This is a genomic window from Enterococcus sp. C65, from assembly GCF_040887165.1.
GTDB lineage: Bacteria > Bacillota > Bacilli > Lactobacillales > Enterococcaceae > Enterococcus_B > Enterococcus_B hirae.
Genome location: NZ_JBFOFG010000003.1, coordinates 109,076 through 126,759, shown reverse-complemented (window position 1 = coordinate 126,759; position 17,684 = coordinate 109,076). Strand labels below are relative to the sequence as shown.

The window sequence follows — 17,684 nt, the reverse complement described above, 5'->3', positions numbered from 1 at the left end:
GGAGAAAATAAGATAGTGTTGATTTTTTCATTAGAGTGGGATAATAGTTAGAAAAAATCTGATTATTGCCTCATTTTTTTAAGGTACACAAAAAGCACACAACCTTGTATGATTAAAGTGCCTAAACAAAAATCAAAGGAGTGTGCTTTTTTTGTATCTATAAAATAAAAAAAATTTTATATTTTGACTATCTATAACGTTCCTATTATAAAAAATAATTAGAAAGATGTTAATTATTCGATTATAGCTACTGCTCTAACCCAACCAGCACTAGCATTTTTAATTTTTATCGGATAACAACTGATTTTAAACCCCGTGGAAGGTAATTGATCAAGACTGGTTAATTTTTCAAGCTGACAATAAGATTTCTCGATTCCTGCAAAATGCCCTTCCCAAATAAGTGAAGGGTCTCCGGTCTTATCAAATTCTTTTGCAATGAATGGTAAAGGTCTGTCCCATGACCAAGCATCGGTACCTACCACTTTTATTCCTTGTTCGAGTAGCCATAAAGTTGCTTCTCTTCCTACACCGCACCCACTGATTAAGTAATTTGATGTTCCCCAATATTGATCTGCTCCAGTCCGAATTAAAACAATGTCCTTTTCTTTTAATCGATAGTCCATCGCATCTAAAGCTTCTTTAAAATCCTCGATTTCTAATCGATATCCGTCTGGTTTGTTTGAAAAATCAAATACAACACCATTACCGTAACACCAATCAAGAGGAATTTGCTCAATTGTCCAAGCTGGCTTACCTTTATCCATTGTTGGATGGTAGTGATAAGGAGCATCTAAATGAGTACCTGAATGCGTAGTCAAGTGAATTTTTTCGATCGCCCATGCTAAACCAGCAGGCAAGTGTTCTTTTTTTGCTGTTCCAAAGAAACGAAGCATATCGTTGACGCTTTGTTCATGATCAATGTATGAAATTTTAGGTATCATTTCCTCTGGATCACTGGGCAAATCATTTTCTATAGTGATACTTAAGTCAACTAATTTCAATGTCTAACAACTCCTTGAATGATTATCTAAGTTTTAATATTAACTAAAAAAATTTTTCTATTTTACTTTTTTTTGATGATTTTTGAATTTATTTTTTATAGTGATAGTCTGATGGACAATCATTGAATTATGTCATTAAATAAAGAATAGACATTAAGAACGATGCTTTTATCAGTTTACAACGATTAGAAAGGTGAAGAAAATCTTGAAAAATAATTGTCATTTATCCTATTGATTTTATAATGTGGAAGTCCAACATAGTATACTTTACTTGATTTTTCGAGACTAGAAGAAATATCTTCTTTACATTAATAGAAAAATATATTACAATTTTTTTCGAATATCGGAGGATCCTAAGGGATTGGATAAGATTACTCTTATCCAATCCCTTTTTTGTCTTCTGATATCTAATTTTTCTTAAGGAGGTACGAAATGGAGAAGAACTGGTTTTACGTTATCTTCGGAGGTTTTTTAGAAATTTTTTGGGTACTTTGTTTAAAAAAATCAGAGAATTTCCATCATTTTTTCTATTCCATTTTGACGATTTTGCTCGTTGTTATTAGCTTTTATTTATTTGCTAAAGGTATGGAAAGCTTACCTACTGGAGCAGCATATACAGTGTTTACTGGAATAGGTGCAGTTGGAACAATCATTTTTGGTATTTTATTTCTGAATGAAAGTGTATCTGTGCAAAAAATATTGTTTTCTGCATTATTAGTTATAGGAATTTTGGGTCTAAAAATCACAACAAAGGAGGAATAATCTGTGGATATACTTTATCTTATACTAGCAGGAATAGCAGAGATCATAATGGTCTTTTCTCTTAAAAATTCACACGGATTTAAAAAAATAAATTGGAGTATTATAACTATTATTTCTGCAGCCTCTAGTTTACTACTTTTATCGCATTCAATGAATACATTAGAAGCTGGGGTTAGCTATAGTATTTGGGTAGCTTTTGGTTCCATTGGTTCAATGATCCTTGGAGTATTTTTATTTAAAGAAAAAATGAACTGGCTGCAATTTATTTCCATGATTATTATTTTATTTTCTGTGATTGGCCTAAAACTAGTTAGCTAATTAAATTGAAGAATCTATTGTCATTTGTGAGACTGGGACAAAACTTGTCTCAGTCTCTTCTACTATCACTAAAGCTGTTTTGCTAATTGAAAGCCATTTTCTTTTAAATACGCTTCAAATGCTTCTTATGTGATTTGAGTTTCATTCGGATCAAGCTTGGCACAAAACTCTCCGTTTTAAGCGATTATCTGGGCTTTTCCTTCAAAGTAAGGTTTTTCTTGATGTTCCTGATCTTTTCTTGCAATTGGTAGATCATAGATGTTGTTGGGGTTTGGACTCTACCTAAGGACAAACTTACTGGTATACCTTTTTGCTGCAAGAGTAAACTATACCATGGGTTATCATTCATACCATCAATGAATCAACGTGAAATAACAAAAAATCTGAGACAGAATGAGGTTCATTCTGACCCAGATTTGATCACGCTGAGCACTTACTCAACTTTTTTAGCCGGAAGCGAACGTTTTCTTGCCCGCAATGCGAATTTAAATGAAAAATCATCAACTGGCTTATTCATAGTATAGGATTCCAGTAAATTAATATTTTTCCGATAACTATTAGCAGAAAAAGTCGTGATCTTCTCAGCTTCTTCATACTCATCAACGATTTTGCGCTCTAAGTAATAGCCACGCAACATTTTTTTGGAATAAAGACTGTCTTGTTGGATCATCCAAGAGGAGATCAAATTTCCTGAAGCCATTTTGATGCCTTCCATTTTTCGTTGTTGGATGAAAAAGTTGACCATTGTTTCATCATAAACATCGGTTAGGTTTTCTAAACTCTCAATGATCAATTGTGTGTTTTTTTGATAGGTTTCCCGAATTTCTTGAATATCTTTTTCGGAAATCAGTGTCTTTCGATCTGATTTTTGTCGTTGCCAGAACATTTTGGGATGTAAGATGATCCGAATCAACCGTCGAACAAAAATAAACCAGAAGCCGACAAACGACAGTACCTGACTAGTAATAGAGTGTTCAAAATTAGCAAGAAATCGTGAATAAAAACGATAGCCATTTGAGGAAAGCTTACCAGAACGATAACTTTTATCTAATCCATCACGTTCGATGGATAAAATCAATGCTTGAATTTCTTGTACTTCTTGCTTTTCATCATCAGAAAGATCTTTTAAATATAGATCACGGATACGCTCTTGATAGTTTTCGATCACTGCTTCAGTTGCTAAATATTCTTTTGAATCTTTATCTAACGTTTTGATTTCAGATTTCAATACTTCAATGACTTCTTCTAGGATCATTAAAGCATTCAAATCTGTTTTCACTACCTCTTCCGTTTCTGTCAACAGGGGTAAAACCACAATGCCTACGATCAGTGTTACCAAAATAACACCTGCCGTCAAAAATAATAATAAAGAGCGCTGATAAAAAATCATTTGGTTAATCGTGAAAGGTAAGATGAAAATCGTTGCTAAACTAACCGTTCCTTTCACACCACCAAAAGTTAAAATCAAAATCTCATTCAATTGTTCCTTGAATTCTTTTCCTTTATATTTAAATAAATAAAAAAGACTGATCGAAACAAAGCGAATCATAAATAAGATCATTGAGATCAACAAAATCGTGATTAACAGCAACCAGTTTGAATAAAGCCCATCTCCCCAAACTGGAGAAAATACTTGGGTTAATTCGATTCCTAAAAAAATAAAAACTAACGCATTCAGCGTAAATGTGATTGTTGTCCATGTACTATCGGACAAACTTGATAACTCCGCATCAAACACCGAGATTTTTCTAAATCCCGAAGCTTGCAATACCCCAGCTACTACTGCGGCAATAATCCCTGAAACATCAAATACTTCTGCTAAAACATACGCTAAAAACGGTAATAGCAATTCAATTAACAAGTAACCTGTCACATCTCTGGCAGAAGCCTTCTCAATCAGATTAATCACTTTTCGTTTGACCCAGACAAGTAAAAAGCCAACGACAGCTCCTCCTATACTAGAAAACACAAGTGTAAATCCTGCGTTGGCTGCAGAAAAAGAACCCGTGATCAATGCAGCTAATGCAAATTGAAAGGCGGTAACACCTGAAGCATCATTCAATAATCCTTCGCCTTCTAAAATATGCATCGCTTTATTTGGGATATTCACCCGTCCAGAGAGCGAGCTGACAGCGACAGCATCGGTTGGTCCAAGAGCCGCTCCAAAAGCAAAACAAGCAGCTAATGGCACGCTGGGTAATAAAAACGACAGCGTGAAACCAACCCCGACTAATGTCAGGATTACCCCTCCAAAAGCCAGAAATAAAATCGTATCAAAGTTTTTCAGGATCGAGGATACATCAGCTTTTTCTCCTTCACGAAAAAGCAACGGCGCAATGATCATCACTAGAAAGAGTTCTGGTTCAAAGTTGATCGATTGGCCCCATTCTGTTAAGCCTAAGATGATACCAAGAAATATTTGGATCAGTGGAGCTGGGATCATAGGTAAAATGCGGCTAGCTATATTAGATAAGGTGATCGTTACAGCAAATACGATCACTAACTCAGCAAATTCCATGGTCCGTCCCCTTTATTTTTTATTTTGAGCGAGTACCTTTAGAAATTGTTCTTTTTTCTTCAATATTTTGTTTTCTACCACTTCTGCTTGTACATTGTTTCCTTCTAATTCACACTGTACTCGCTTTGATTCTAAACGTAGCAAATCATGTTTCAATCGCTCAAGCTGACGGTACATGATGATATTTTTCTTCCGCAGCTTACAAAGGATTTGCCGACGATCTTCCATTGAAAACGCACCATAACGATCATGCAACAGTTTCTTTTGTTCTTCAAAGCTCTTCCTCATTTTTAAGATCTCCTAAATGCAAACTTGATCTTCATGAAACACTGAACGTTAAAAGGAAAAGGATTCCCCTTTATTAGACAAGTTCAGCTGGATTCGAAGAATAAGTTTGCTTGAATTTCAGAAACTCATTCTATTCCAAATGGAAGAAAATATCAAGTGCGGAAAACACACCAAAAAAGGAGCTGGGAAACCATTTCCGCTCCTTTCTCAGCTATCCATTAAACTTTGGTTTTATTCAAAAAACTCGCCATAGATATCTTCAACACGTTGATCCGGATTGATCACGATGTATAAATTACCTGTTTTTTCACTGATTTTAGTTGATTGGTATTGATTATCCAATCCTTCTGTTCCTTTATCAAGATAAGGGAAATAAACTAGGTCAGGTGTACCATTGCGATAAAGGATCTCCATCCGCTCAATATCTTCATATTTTAATGCACGGTTGAACATGCCCATTTCTAATCCACCTAAGTTGATGTCGTGAGTTGCTACGGAATCACCTTCGTGAAAAATTTCGATCTTAAATCCAGCACAAGGATGGATTTCCATAAATTCACTACCATTGATTCGTCCAAAACTCGTTGTTATTTGTTTGATCCACAAATCACCAATATGGCGACGATTGATCGTCCACGTTTCGCCGTTTCGGAAATAAAATTTTAGCGCTGTCATTTCTTTACTCATAAAAAAATCCCCTTTTGACGTCATTTATTCTGGTTCCCTTTTAGTTTAGCACACATCCCACGTGAAGGTCACATCTAAAGTTTTTTCAAAGATGTGAAACTTTAGAAGCGTTCCACTATTGACAAAAAAATCCGGAAGCAACTCCCCAGCAATAAGCGAGGATTTTCTAAATAGGAGAAGTTTTTAAATTCCTCACTTATTACTCAGAGCTGATTGCTTCTTTCAGAATCTCTATTAAAGCGCGACTTCGACATTCATCAAAATCTATAAATGGTTATTTTGCTGGAGATAATCAACAAGGGCACTTGCTTCATTTGCTAAATCTCCCTCTACCACTGCTCTTTCTGCAGCTTGAAGTGCATCACTGACCCATTTCCCTGGTTTCTTGTCACTCACACTAAGAAGTTTCTTCCCATCAATTGCTAATTCTCGCATGGATGTAATCGGTAATTGATCATAGCGCTTTGCTACTTGATCTAGTTGAGGTGTTTCACCAAAATAAATCATGAGTTCTTCTGTCTTCAAAGCGTTCTCTTTTCCCAAACAATAGAGTACCATTGGTTCCAACATCTGTCTTTTACGTTGAATCAATCCATGAACGATCATTTGAACTTCTCGAATCATTTGGTTGGAACATTTCCATTCCTTTAAGAAAGGTCGGATCTCACTTTCTTGAAGCCCTAACTGATCGATCAGCAATACCCACGCCTGACTTTCAGTTTGCAATGGTTCATCTGGTAAATCGGCAAAACGTAACAAGGCTTCACCATAGTCTCTTAAACCTGGACAATAAATATAACATTGCGTCTCAACGAATGTTCTCAATCCTGTAGAACGCTCTTTCCCTAATAACATTTTGATGAATTCCACATTAATCCGTTCGACAGAAATTTTTCCTAATAATGAATGGTTGGCCTGAATGGCCGCAGCCGTTTCTTGCTCGAGTGTAAACCCAATTTGACTAACAAATCGAATCCCACGCATCATACGCAAAGCATCTTCATGAAACCGTTCCTGTGGATCGCCTACTGCTCGAAGGATCTGGTTTTCTAAATCAGCTAACCCGTCAAATAAATCAATGATTTGACCATCTTCTTTTAATGCAAATGCATTGATCGTAAAATCACGTCTTTTTAGATCCTCTTCAAGTGAACGGACAAATTCGACATGATCTGGACGACGATAATCTTGATAGGTCGATTCTGTCCGAAAGGTCGTGATTTCATATTGTTCCTCTTCAGCCAAGACCAAAACGGTGCCATGTTCAATGCCGATATCAATGGTTTTCGGAAAAAGTTGTTTGATTTCTTCTGGGAATGCACTTGTTGCGATATCTACATCATGGATGGGTTGATCCAACAAGATATCTCTGACGCTTCCCCCGACAAAATAAGCTTCAAAACCCGCTTGCTCCAATTTATTCAAGACAGGAATCGCTTTTTGGTATTCTCTTGGTAATTGTTTTAGTTTCATTGTTTTCCCTCTTCCAACTTGATGGCTTACGCTTTTTTATCATCCTTATTTGCTTCTTTTCTTTCAAAGCGATTGTGATCTCTGCGATTAAATTTTTCCATATTTTTTTCAAATACATCCGTTAAATCGATTTCCAGGGAATTTGCCATGATCATAGTGACAAATAAAACATCACCTAATTCTTCTGCTACAGAATTGTTGGGCTCCGTTTCTTTCTTCGCTTTTTCACCGTATGTATGATTGACTTCTCGAGCCAGCTCCCCGACTTCTTCTGTTAAGCGTGCCATTTGAGCTAATGGAGAAAAATAGCCTACTTTAAACTGTTGGATATAGTCATCTACTTCCTGTTGCATACTTCTTAAAGAACGTTCTTTTGTCATTTCTTCTCCACCTTTCCTATTTATCTTACCAAAAACTACGTCCAAATCCTAGGCAAGAGCGATTGAGAAAATAAAGATTACGTGCTACATTGAGTAATGTGATGTAAAAAGAATGAAATATTGCGAAAATATTAGTCGGTTTATCGAAGGAGTGGTTTGATGATCTCAATGAAAACAGTTAAAGAAGTCGTAATGATTATGGTTGGTACAAGTATTTATGCGTTTGGACTCGTTTATTTAAATATTGCGAATCATTTAGCAGAAGGTGGCGTTTCAGGGATCACTTTGATCTTACGCGCACTTTTTGGGATTGATCCTGCCTACTCTACGCTATTGATCAATATACCTTTGATTTTGATTGGTGGAAAAATTTTAGGAAAACGTTCACTCGCTTATACCGTCTTAGGAACAGTTTCGTTGTCTGCATTTTTATGGATTTGGCAACGTGTTCCTTTACAAATCAATCTTCAACATGACTTACTGATCGTCTCATTATTGGCTGGCTTAATTGCCGGAACTGGAAGTGGTCTGGTCTATCGGATGGGTGGAACTACCGGTGGAAGTGATATCATTGCTCGTATATTAGAAAAGAATTATGGGATCTCAATGGGTCGATCTTTACTGATATTAGATGTTATCGTTTTGTTGGCTTCATTGACTTACATTGACTTGAAACGCATGATGTATACGTTAATTGTTTCTTATGTTTTCAGCCGTGTCATTGATTCAATCTTAGATGGCGGTTACTCAGCTAAAGGGATTTTAGTCGTCTCAAACAAAAATGAAGAAATTGCCCCACTGCTGATGACTGGATTAGAACGTGGCGTTACTTTTTTAAGTGGTGAAGGTGGGTTTTCTGGTCATTCTAAAAAAATTATCTATATGGTGGTTAGTTCGAGTGAATTGAATGAAGTGAAACGAATCGTCCATGAAATCGATGAAAAAGCCTTTCTATCGATCATCAATGTCCATGAGGTCGAAGGAGAAGGATTCACTTATCTTAAACCACAGACTAAGTTATTTAAGCGAATATAGCTCTCTCCTAGTTCTACTCGTTTTTCTGGAGTGAGTTTCATCTTTCTTTTTGGCATACAAAATCCCCCTATACAGGACTTTTATATTTCAGTGTCCTATATAGGGGGAGCATATCAACTTTCCTCAGTCTCTTTTAGTATCTTTAAAAACGAATAAACGGTTAGATAAAAGTATCCTTAGTTAGGATTCTTTCCTGCATGTTCGCCTTTTACTTGGTTCTTGCTTAATATTTCACGATTAACTTCATCAGACAATTCCAGGAAAGCATCTTTATCCCCTTTTTCAAGCGCTTGATCAATCTGTAAGTAAAGCATTTTGAGATGGGCTGCTTGTTCTTTCTCTTTGAGATATTGCTCGACTAGTTCAAGATCTTCTTCACTAATAGAGTCGTTCCAAGATGCAAAGGGGTTCTCTTCTAAAACCATTAAATACTCTTTTGTCTGCCAAGCATTTTCAAAAAGGCATTCTACATATAGCGGTCTTTTCCAATTTAATCGAATTTCATGAAAAATTTGATCAGTATCGGTAAACTCTTTCCCCTCGAGAAATAATTTCATTGGTTCTCCATCGAAAGAAAGGTCACTGATTTGTAATCCCCGATTTGCTTGATTCGCTCCTTCAACAAAATGAACATTACTTAAGATTGCTTCATGATTAGCCAAGTAATTCAAAATCCAAAAAACCTCTCTGCGACTAAATGAAACATGATTGACCATCCAAGTTAAGAAATTCTTTTTTTCCTTTACATCTATTAGCATTTTACTCACCTCTCTGCTAGGTCGTCTAATACTGATAATGCCTCCAAATCTCCAGGTTCCAATTCTAAATAATGAGTAAGTAGATCTTTTGTTTTTGTCAATTGTCCTTCTTCTCGTAAGAATAAGGCGTATTCTTTTAGAAAATCAGGTTCATGCTCCAATTCGTGATACGCTTGTTCATAATGAACAGCTGCTAGCGTGAAGTCCTCTAATTCATTGTAGGCATGGGCTAAATTCCATTCCGCATATGGATTTGCAGTTTCTTCCATTTGCTCGATACTCTTGATTACATCTTCGTAACGTTCTTCATCTAAATACAAATTACTTAATGTTAATAATGTTTCGTCTTGTTTTTCACCTAATTCCAACGCATTTAATAATAGTTTTTCTGCTTTTTCTTTATCATGTAGGCGATACGCATTTTCAGAAGCTAAGTGATAGAGTTCTACTTGATAAGGATTTTCTTTGATCCCATCTTCAAGAACTTTCTGCGCTTCTTCAATCAATTCTTCTTCTTGCAATGCTTGACCTAAATAAAGATAAAGAGATTGATATTGGGGATTTACTTCTCTCAATTCTTGTAAATAATTGATCGCTTTTTCATTTTCTTTTAGCTGCAGATTGGTGAAAGCTAACTGGAATAAGCGATCATCTGTCCGTTCTTCCTGCAATGCTTGTTCCAATGGTTCGATTGCTGCTTCAAACTCTCCTTGCATGCTTAGAGATTGTCCTAAACGTTCCTGCATAGAGATGCCAGAAATCTCATCAATATTACTTGATAATAATAGTTGATAGATCGTTGCAGCTTCAGCAAAACGATCGACTGAAAAGTAAAGTTCGGCTAAAGCAAATTGGATCAATGGTTCATCAGGCAACAACGCAGCTGCTTCCTTTAATTTCGCTTCACTGACTTCAGGAATACCGATTACTTGATATAAATCAGCAATTGCTAATAAAGCTTGAGGATAGTAGTCACTTTCTTTTGAAATGTTTTCCAGATATTCAAATGCTTGATCGATTTCATTATCTTCAATCGCAATTTCCGCCAATGGAATGAATAACTCATCATTTTCGGGGTACTGTTTCACTAACTGTTCAAAAATTTGCTTTGCTTCTTCTAAAAAACCAATCGCTAAGAGTTCTTCCCCTAATTCAGCCAAAACATCGGCCGGATCTTCTTTCAAAGCTTGTGTCAGATATAACTGAGCTTGCGCCAAATCTTCCTCTGACAATGCTTGTAACATTTTTTCACTATTTGTATTCATTTAAATCCCTCTAATCTCACTAATAATCTCGTCATAAGATTTCATTGTTTGTATTAATTCTTGTTCCTTTGGCGATTGATATTTCTCTATTATACCAATTTTTTTCAAAACAAGAATTTTTTTGCTTTTTTCCGCTAGAAGTAAGACATTTTCTAAATAATCAATTTTTGATAATTGTTCTGGCCAATCGATAGGATAACCCAGATGTTTCAACCAGATAAAAAAATTTTTCAATTGAAAGGACATATCCGCTAGTCCTACATTCCAAGTAAGATGAAAAAGCATTCCTAATAGTTTTTTCATACTAGCTGATAACAAATGACCATTTTCTGTTAGGTAAAAAGCTTGTTCAAATAGTTTACCATAATTTGAGAGATTTTCCGCATCTACTTGGTAAAAAGTAATCATTTCTTCCAGCATCCCCGTAAAAGCCCGCTGAGATAACTGCCTTGGTTGCGGATAGTTTTTATAGAGATTTTGTAAAAAATGATAATCACAAACTAAACCACATGTTATCAAAGTCAAAAAATCTATTTGTTTCCCTTCCCCTTGTTTTTCACTGATTGTTTGATCGTAAACAATTCGTTCTGGAAGGTTGGACGTTCGCAAGACGACTTGATTTGGCAATTGTAAAATATTTCGTTGAGGAGTTAATGCCCGGGCCATTGAACGAATCGATACTGGAATTAGCCATAATGTTGATGCAAGTGAGGTATGCTTCTGGAAAAAACCTGCTAAATCCATGATTCCCTCATTCCCAAACCCAATGATAAGTAAGGATTGGTTTTCAGGATATCGTTTTGCAAATGTCACAAGATTACTTAGTTCTGTTAAGTGATTACATTGAGTATTGGCACAGATATACCAATCAATCTCACTTGGGTTAGGAAACTGTTGGTTGATTTTCTCAACAAACAAATCGTAATACCGTTGGTTCGTCAAAAATAAAACAGGCTGATCAATCGTTATTGTTTTCAGCTGGCTGACCAACGTTTCCCCATAATAGATTTTTGTTTGTTCTTCTTGTCCTTGATAGTCGATTTCCATAAGCACCCCTCCTTTTCTTTATTTTACCATTAGTAAGTAAAATCGGAAAAGAATAGGGTAAATTCTTGGGAGAATATAGAAAAACTTCGTAATTCACCTACATTTAAGAGCACCTATTTAAAGAATTCTTGTGTAATAAATCGGGCATGGTATACTGTAATACGAAGTAAAAGATTATATAGGACTTTGCTTTTCATTTTATAAAACGGAGAAATGGATTAAGCAATTTTATTCAACTAAATTTCATCAAAAATGAGGGATAAGTTTTGTCAAAAATAAATAAAAAATCAGTTACAGCAATTTTAATTATCTCCCTATGTGCTTTTTTTATGGTTTCACCTCAAATTTATAAACATGCACTCATTGTTTCAAATGACTGGGTATTTCATATGAACCGTTTCTATGACACGGCTATGCAATTAAAAAATGGCACGTTTAATTATTTCCAATCCATCTACGGTTTTAGCCAATCGGGAAGAGTCATCAATGCCCTTTATGGAACCGACTTTGCCTATTTACATGGACTGTTACTTTTAATTTTTAAAACTTGGTTCAGATTCCAACTTGTATCTACTTTTCTGTGTTACTTCACTGCCGGTACATCGATGTATTTCCTTGGACGGTACTGCCATTTAGAGCAAAAAATCGCTACTGGGATGGCTATTTTATACATGGGTACACCTACCATTTTTTACTATACTCTTGCCCAAAATTTTTCTGGTTGGGGTGCTGCCTTTTTACCTCTTATTTTTATTCCAGCTGTTAGAATGATAAGAAATCGGGAAAACCCAATCCAACCTGTGGTGCTAGGAGGAACCATTTCATTATTGCTATCTGTCCATATGTTTTCAACCTTACTAGCCGTAGCCGCTTTGATTCCCTTTTTCCTTGTGGGTTTTCTTCACTCGAACAAAAAACTAGTAATAATCAAACAGGCTCTGCTAGCAGTGGTGATCGCTATCGGTCTTTCTTTCAATACGTTTACTGCTTTTCTGGATTTGTCCAATGATACCTTGATTCCACCATACGCAGTAACTGATCTATTATCGAATAGTACTTCACTTTCGTTTGGTTCAATTGGCTGGACAAACTTTGGACTAATCCTTTCTATGATATTTGTTTTTCAACTTGTGTTTACTATCGTCCACTTTAATAAACTCAATGTGTTGGAAAAAACAATCAACTTAGTCGGAGCATTCTTTTTACTTGTCTCTTCTAAATACATTCCTTGGAATGATATCGGCAATTATTTTACATTTGTTCGCAAAATGCAATTTCCACAAAGACTGGGTTGCATCGCATGTATCTTATTAATACTAGGGTTCGGTTTTACCATTCAAAAAGCCTTTGTAACTTTAGAGAAACAATCGGTTTTAAAAATCAGTGTGCCACTATTACTGACTTTTTCATTGTTAAATTTAACAGGTGGCTATGCTTTAATTTCGGATACAGCAGCTATCTGGAATAGTGATGCCCCACTTTCTAAAGACACCAGTGCTGCTGAAACCTTAGAAAGTAATGCAAGTAATATTCGTCACCTATTTGGAGGCAATGCTGATCTATCTGCTGCTTTACAAATACACAGAAAACCGATGGCTGACTATTTACCTGCTAGTGGTGGACAATTGGAAGATCCTTACAAAGCTTATAAAGAGGACGTTTTACACAATTCTATCCCTCTTAAAAGATCAATTGACAAACAAGGGAATATACATCTAACTTTCACTGCTAAAGATACAAATAAAATAACTTTACCAGTAATCATTTACCACAATAGTTCTCTCATAATCAATGGAAAATCTAGAAGTGAAGCACAATATTCACTGACTTCAATAGGCGCTCTAAGAATTTCTCCAAAGATTGGTACAAATGAAATTATTGTAGGATATAAACCAGGTAAACTATTCAGATCAGCTATTTATATCCGAATATTAACAGTGGTTATCATCATTGCTTACTATATGAGCAAACGATGCAAATTTTTCAGTAAAAACAAACGCACGCAATAACCGATGAGCAAAAGATTTTTTCTAAACAGCCAGATAGAAAAATGAGACAATGAGCGAAGCAAGCAACTTTGAATAAATAAGAGGTTGTAAAAATAACGACTATCTTATTCATTAGGATAGCTTGAAAAAATAGCTTTTCGTCAATAATGACTGAGAAGTTTTGTATTAAAAAATCTGAGGCAGAATACGGTTCATTCTGTCCCAGATTTTTTTATTATTGTTTAAAGCAAGGTTGTGAAAAGAGCGTAAATCAGAGGTTTTGCAAGCATCGGGAGCTTCGATGACAATGAGAAAAGATTTTTTGAAATAGCTTCTCCTATTTTAGAAAATCATCGCTTATTGCTGAGAAGTTGCTTCTTGTAGACCATTACTCATTTTAAACTAAAAAATAAGATTTATATCTCAGATTCATAAATAACGGAGACGCAAAGTACCCTTCGTCTCCTAATTTCTTCACTCTAAAACTCAAAACAATAGGAAATATAAAAAAGCACTTGCAGCTTAAAGCCACAAGCGCTTTTTTATGAGCCGTATTATTTAACAGCGTCTTTTAATGCTTTACCTGGTTTGAATGCAGGTACTTTGCTAGCTGGGATTTCGATTTCTTCACCAGTTTGTGGATTACGTCCTTTACGTGCAGCACGTTCGCGAACTTCAAAGTTACCAAAACCGATTAATTGAACTTTTTCGCCGTTAGCTAAAGCATCTTGAATAGTTGAAAATACAGCATCGACTGCTGCAGTTGCATCTTTTTTAGTTAAGTCAGTAGCTGAAGCAACTTTTTCGATTAATTCTGCTTTGTTTGCCATGGATAGATTCACCTCCTCCACAAGAGATATGATGTAAAACATCAGTTTAGTTAAAAACATTCTGAGTGGTCCAGAAGTTTAAAAGAAATATTGATCTAGTTCAATATTCTGTTATCACGATATCATATAAACCGCTTAATAGCAAGGTTTTTACCATTTTTCACGTGCTTTTTTTAGTCATAAAAACGTAATAAACAAAACCACCTATTTTTTTTGAAAAAAATCTGCCGATGTGGTAAAATGCCTATTTTCGTCTTCTTGGAATGATTCGGATCGAAGTTCCTTCGAAAGTAAATGCTTTACGAATTTGATTTTCTAAGAAACGTTCATAAGAAAAATGCATCAACTCTTCTTCGTTAACAAAAACGACGAAGGTTGGTGGTTTTACAGCCACTTGCGTAGCATAGAAAATCTTCAAACGCTTCCCTTTATCTGTTGGAGTCGGGTTGATCGCTACTGCATCCATGATGATATCATTCAAGACAGCAGACGGCACACGCAAGTTTTGATTCATGCTTACTTCTTCGATCATTTCAGGTAAACGTTCTAAACGTTGTTTTGTGACTGCTGATACGAAGACGATTGGCGCGTAATCTAAATAACGAAATTCTTCACGAATTTCTTGCTCAAAATCACGCATCGTATTGGTTTCTTTTTTGACAAGATCCCATTTGTTTACCACGATGATCACACCACGTCCAGCTTCATGAGCGTATCCAGCTACCCGTTTGTCTTGCTCACGGATTCCTTCTTCAGCATTCAAAACCATCAAAACGATGTCGGAACGGTCAATAGCACGCATCGCACGCATCACACTGTATTTTTCGGTATTTTCATATACTTTTCCACGCTTACGCATTCCTGCAGTATCGATCATTAAAAATTTCTGTCCATTATCAGATACAAAGTGAGTATCGATAGCATCTCTAGTTGTTCCTTCTATATCCGAAACGATCACTCGTTCTTCTCCTAGAATCGCATTAATCAATGAAGATTTCCCAACATTTGGGCGGCCGATCAAACTAAATTTGATCGTATCATCCTCTTCTTCTTCCCCATCATTTGAAAAGTGTTTAATTGCTTCATCTAATACGTCACCGATCCCTAAACCGTGACTCCCTGACACTGGATATGGATCACCCAATCCTAATGAATAAAATTCGTAAATATCATTTCGCATTTCGGGATTATCCACTTTGTTAACTGCTAAAATCACAGGTTTATTACTACGGTATAAAATTTTTGCTACTACTTCATCTGCATCGGTGACCCCTTCACGTCCGCTGACAACACAGATGATGACATCTGCTTCTTCAATCGCGATTTCTGCTTGATGCTTGATTTGATCCATGAATGGTTCGTCACCTAAATCAATCCCACCTGTATCGATCACACTGAATTCTCGACCTAACCATTCGCCTTTAGCATAAATACGATCGCGAGTTACTCCTGGAGTATCTTCGACAATCGAGATACGCTCGCCAGCGATGCGGTTAAAAATCGTAGACTTACCGACGTTCGGGCGGCCAACGATTGCAATTGTTGGATTTGCCATATTTTTTCCTCCTCACAAGTTTCCAATCTTACTTAGTGTAACGAAAGCTTTGCGAACTTTCAAGCATTGTTCGCTAAAATTACGCAAGTATTTATTCATTGGACAACTTTTTTTCATAAAACATCAAAGTGAATATTGAACCCTAGGAAACCATCTTTTATTCTTGTTTCTTTGGTTAAAGAACTACATTGTTCAAATAACCCTAAAAACCATATTCAGAACCGCTAGATGAGCGTTAGCCTAAATATTCACACACTACTGAACTTAAAATCGATCAGTGACATTTGATTATAGCATAATTTGTTTCTCTCGTTTTCATTTTCTACTCTTTTTATTGTTTCATGATATGTGAAAGCTCTTTTCTTCACTCTCATTCTTTCAACGATCTTCATATTCTCAAACTCTCAGTTTATCTAGCGCAATATCCTAATTCCTTATTCTAGCCTGTGTTTTCTTATGGTCACTTCATTAGTCCCACTGTGCCTACAATATAGCCTGATGCCCAAAAATATTGATTTTCAAACTCAAATTATTATTTTCATGTTTACCAGAAATTATTAACGTCCTTTTTCTTTTAAATAGCTTGTAAAACTGGACATGCATATTTCATTAATCTACAGTCGGAAAGGTTGTGCCATATCTAGCTATGAGAAATAAGCCGAAGAATCCAAAAATAGTTCCTCCTATTTTTGGTATTCTTCGGCAATTTTTTGTCAAAGCAACTTCTTGAACCATGTGGATAAGGTCATGAAAGAAGCGATCAGCTCCAAATTTTTTTGAACGAATGTGATAAACATCAAGAAAAGAATTTGACGTTAAATGCTCCCTCCAGGAAGTAATGAGATTGGCAAAATGTAATCCTTGCTTGTCTTTTCATTCTTCATTTTTTTCAGAAGAACATCAACAATCAGACTTGCGATTTCATCAATTGGTTGTCTGATTGTGGTCAATTGTGGGAAAAATTTCTCAACAAAAGATGTTCCATCATAGCCAATAATTTTTAGATCTTCTGGGATATTAAGTTTAAGCTGATGAGCAATTTTCATAGTAAGAATGGCTGTTAGATCATCAGAAACAAAAATACCATCTGGTTTGTGACTTAGGATCGTCGACTTGATTTCCATTTCTCGACGAATCGTAGAGAGATTATTAGGAATTTTGAAAACTTTGCCATTTGGATTTTGAAAAGAAAAACCAAGCGCACGTAACCCTGTTGGAGAATCCGTATTGTCATTTCCTGTAATCATAATACTATTTTGACAACCATTTTTTTGTAACGTTTTAGCAGCCAGTTTTCCACCTTCAAAGTTGTCTGAAGAAACAATGGAAACATTGGGAGCTAAGTTTCTATCAAAAGCGACAATAGGTGCTCCCACACGCTCATAATCAGCAATTCCAAGATTATGACTAGATGAGATAATCCCATCAACTTGATTCGCTTCAAGCATTTCAATATATTCCCGCTCTTTAGCAGGATCGTTCTGACTATTGCAAATAATTGTTTTATAGCCATGTTTGAATAATTCGATTTCCAGATACTCAATCAGTTCAGAGTAAAAGATATTACTGATATTAGGAAAAATAAGCCCAATAAGTTGGGGTGACTTTCCTTGAAGTCCACGTGCTAGATTATTAGGTTTGTAACCAAGAGTTTTCATAGCTTCATGAACTTTTTGTTTTGTTTTTTCCGATAGATATCCCTTATTGTTAATGACACGTGAAACGGTAGTTGGGCTAACTCCAGCTAGTTCAGCGACATCAGATAATTTTGCTACCATA

The 17,684-nt window shown here is 35.8% G+C and carries 16 protein-coding genes and 1 pseudogene; 4 read left to right on the top strand and 13 right to left on the bottom strand.

Going from position 1 to position 17,684, the window contains the following annotated elements:
- Window positions 1-233 precede the first annotated feature (233 nt).
- A complete protein-coding gene (locus tag AB3I12_RS04220) occupies window positions 234-1,001 on the bottom strand; it encodes a cyclase family protein (protein ID WP_010737366.1) in 768 nt (255 codons plus the stop codon).
- A gap of 432 nt (window positions 1,002-1,433) precedes the next feature.
- Here AB3I12_RS04220 and AB3I12_RS04215 point away from each other — a divergent pair, with 432 nt between their 5' ends.
- Window positions 1,434-1,763 carry a multidrug efflux SMR transporter gene (locus AB3I12_RS04215; protein WP_010737365.1) on the top strand — a complete coding sequence of 110 codons (330 nt, stop codon included), beginning with the start codon at window positions 1,434-1,436 and terminating at the stop codon, window positions 1,761-1,763.
- 3 nt (window positions 1,764-1,766) lie between these two features.
- Window positions 1,767-2,081, top strand: a complete 315-nt coding sequence (locus tag AB3I12_RS04210) for a multidrug efflux SMR transporter (protein ID WP_063626928.1) — start codon at window positions 1,767-1,769, stop codon at window positions 2,079-2,081.
- A gap of 128 nt (window positions 2,082-2,209) precedes the next feature.
- On the opposite strand, the pseudogene AB3I12_RS04205 reads toward AB3I12_RS04210, so the two are convergent.
- The 6 genes and pseudogenes from AB3I12_RS04205 to AB3I12_RS04180 form a co-directional block, all read right to left on the bottom strand.
- Window positions 2,210-2,430 (bottom strand): annotated as a pseudogene (locus AB3I12_RS04205) (type IA DNA topoisomerase); the annotation flags it as partial.
- Between the two features lie 84 nt (window positions 2,431-2,514).
- Window positions 2,515-4,599, bottom strand: a complete 2,085-nt coding sequence (locus AB3I12_RS04200; RefSeq protein WP_063626926.1) for a sodium:proton antiporter — start codon at window positions 4,597-4,599, stop codon at window positions 2,515-2,517.
- A gap of 12 nt (window positions 4,600-4,611) precedes the next feature.
- The gene (locus AB3I12_RS04195) at window positions 4,612-4,887 is read right to left on the bottom strand and encodes a hypothetical protein (RefSeq protein ID WP_010719553.1); all 276 of its coding nucleotides are present in this window, start codon (window positions 4,885-4,887) and stop codon (window positions 4,612-4,614) included.
- A 231-nt stretch (window positions 4,888-5,118) separates the two neighbouring features.
- Window positions 5,119-5,574 (bottom strand): hypothetical protein, encoded by a 456-nt coding sequence (locus tag AB3I12_RS04190; RefSeq protein ID WP_010751262.1) that lies wholly within the window; start codon window positions 5,572-5,574, stop codon window positions 5,119-5,121.
- Between the two features lie 264 nt (window positions 5,575-5,838).
- Window positions 5,839-7,047, bottom strand: a complete 1,209-nt coding sequence (locus AB3I12_RS04185) for a CCA tRNA nucleotidyltransferase (RefSeq protein ID WP_063626924.1) — start codon at window positions 7,045-7,047, stop codon at window positions 5,839-5,841.
- A 26-nt stretch (window positions 7,048-7,073) separates the two neighbouring features.
- Complete coding sequence (locus AB3I12_RS04180) at window positions 7,074-7,427, bottom strand: nucleotide pyrophosphohydrolase (protein WP_010719556.1); 354 nt, start codon at window positions 7,425-7,427, stop codon at window positions 7,074-7,076.
- 159 nt (window positions 7,428-7,586) lie between these two features.
- On the opposite strand from AB3I12_RS04180, the gene AB3I12_RS04175 reads away from it, so the two are divergent.
- Window positions 7,587-8,462 carry a YitT family protein gene (locus AB3I12_RS04175; RefSeq protein WP_063626922.1) on the top strand — a complete coding sequence of 292 codons (876 nt, stop codon included), beginning with the start codon at window positions 7,587-7,589 and terminating at the stop codon, window positions 8,460-8,462.
- Window positions 8,463-8,638: 176 nt separating this feature from the next.
- Here AB3I12_RS04175 and AB3I12_RS04170 read toward each other — a convergent pair whose 3' ends face one another.
- Genes AB3I12_RS04170 through AB3I12_RS04160 form a run of 3 tightly spaced genes read right to left on the bottom strand, consistent with a single transcriptional unit; the run spans window position 8,639 to window position 11,532 of the window.
- Complete coding sequence (locus AB3I12_RS04170; RefSeq protein WP_010719559.1) at window positions 8,639-9,220, bottom strand: ReoY family proteolytic degradation factor; 582 nt, start codon at window positions 9,218-9,220, stop codon at window positions 8,639-8,641.
- Between the two features lie 5 nt (window positions 9,221-9,225).
- Complete coding sequence (locus tag AB3I12_RS04165) at window positions 9,226-10,485, bottom strand: tetratricopeptide repeat protein (protein ID WP_010719560.1); 1,260 nt, start codon at window positions 10,483-10,485, stop codon at window positions 9,226-9,228.
- On the bottom strand, window positions 10,486-11,532 hold the full coding sequence (locus tag AB3I12_RS04160; RefSeq protein ID WP_063626919.1) for a hypothetical protein: 1,047 nt from the start codon (window positions 11,530-11,532) through the stop codon (window positions 10,486-10,488).
- 266 nt (window positions 11,533-11,798) lie between these two features.
- On the opposite strand from AB3I12_RS04160, the gene AB3I12_RS04155 reads away from it, so the two are divergent.
- A complete protein-coding gene (locus AB3I12_RS04155) occupies window positions 11,799-13,541 on the top strand; it encodes a hypothetical protein (protein ID WP_063626916.1) in 1,743 nt (580 codons plus the stop codon).
- Window positions 13,542-14,074: 533 nt separating this feature from the next.
- Here AB3I12_RS04155 and AB3I12_RS04150 read toward each other — a convergent pair.
- The 3 genes from AB3I12_RS04150 to AB3I12_RS04140 all read right to left on the bottom strand — a co-directional run bounded on the left by AB3I12_RS04150 (window position 14,075) and on the right by AB3I12_RS04140 (window position 17,683).
- The gene (locus AB3I12_RS04150) at window positions 14,075-14,350 is read right to left on the bottom strand and encodes an HU family DNA-binding protein (protein ID WP_002290178.1); all 276 of its coding nucleotides are present in this window, start codon (window positions 14,348-14,350) and stop codon (window positions 14,075-14,077) included.
- A gap of 244 nt (window positions 14,351-14,594) precedes the next feature.
- Window positions 14,595-15,905, bottom strand: coding sequence for a ribosome biogenesis GTPase Der (der, locus tag AB3I12_RS04145; protein WP_010719563.1), 1,311 nt, complete (start codon window positions 15,903-15,905; stop codon window positions 14,595-14,597).
- An 815-nt stretch (window positions 15,906-16,720) separates the two neighbouring features.
- Window positions 16,721-17,683, bottom strand: coding sequence for a LacI family DNA-binding transcriptional regulator (locus AB3I12_RS04140; RefSeq protein ID WP_010737356.1), 963 nt, complete (start codon window positions 17,681-17,683; stop codon window positions 16,721-16,723).
- Between the last annotated feature and the right edge of the window lies 1 nt (window position 17,684).

What these genes read in the sequence shown, in the direction of transcription:
- AB3I12_RS04215 (WP_010737365.1), top strand. Translation starts at nt 1,434, where the DNA reads ATGGAGAAGAACTGGTTTTACGTTATCTTCGGAGGTTTTTTAGAAATT.
- AB3I12_RS04150 (WP_002290178.1), bottom strand. Translation starts at nt 14,350, where the DNA reads ATGGCAAACAAAGCAGAATTAATCGAAAAAGTTGCTTCAGCTACTGAC.
- AB3I12_RS04160 (WP_063626919.1), bottom strand. Translation starts at nt 11,532, where the DNA reads ATGGAAATCGACTATCAAGGACAAGAAGAACAAACAAAAATCTATTAT.
- der (WP_010719563.1), bottom strand. Translation starts at nt 15,905, where the DNA reads ATGGCAAATCCAACAATTGCAATCGTTGGCCGCCCGAACGTCGGTAAG.
- AB3I12_RS04175 (WP_063626922.1), top strand. Translation starts at nt 7,587, where the DNA reads ATGATCTCAATGAAAACAGTTAAAGAAGTCGTAATGATTATGGTTGGT.
- AB3I12_RS04180 (WP_010719556.1), bottom strand. Translation starts at nt 7,427, where the DNA reads ATGACAAAAGAACGTTCTTTAAGAAGTATGCAACAGGAAGTAGATGAC.
- AB3I12_RS04185 (WP_063626924.1), bottom strand. Translation starts at nt 7,047, where the DNA reads ATGAAACTAAAACAATTACCAAGAGAATACCAAAAAGCGATTCCTGTC.
- AB3I12_RS04140 (WP_010737356.1), bottom strand. Translation starts at nt 17,683, where the DNA reads ATGGTAGCAAAATTATCTGATGTCGCTGAACTAGCTGGAGTTAGCCCA.
- AB3I12_RS04195 (WP_010719553.1), bottom strand. Translation starts at nt 4,887, where the DNA reads ATGAGGAAGAGCTTTGAAGAACAAAAGAAACTGTTGCATGATCGTTAT.
- AB3I12_RS04190 (WP_010751262.1), bottom strand. Translation starts at nt 5,574, where the DNA reads ATGAGTAAAGAAATGACAGCGCTAAAATTTTATTTCCGAAACGGCGAA.
- AB3I12_RS04170 (WP_010719559.1), bottom strand. Translation starts at nt 9,220, where the DNA reads ATGCTAATAGATGTAAAGGAAAAAAAGAATTTCTTAACTTGGATGGTC.
- AB3I12_RS04200 (WP_063626926.1), bottom strand. Translation starts at nt 4,599, where the DNA reads ATGGAATTTGCTGAGTTAGTGATCGTATTTGCTGTAACGATCACCTTA.
- AB3I12_RS04165 (WP_010719560.1), bottom strand. Translation starts at nt 10,485, where the DNA reads ATGAATACAAATAGTGAAAAAATGTTACAAGCATTGTCAGAGGAAGAT.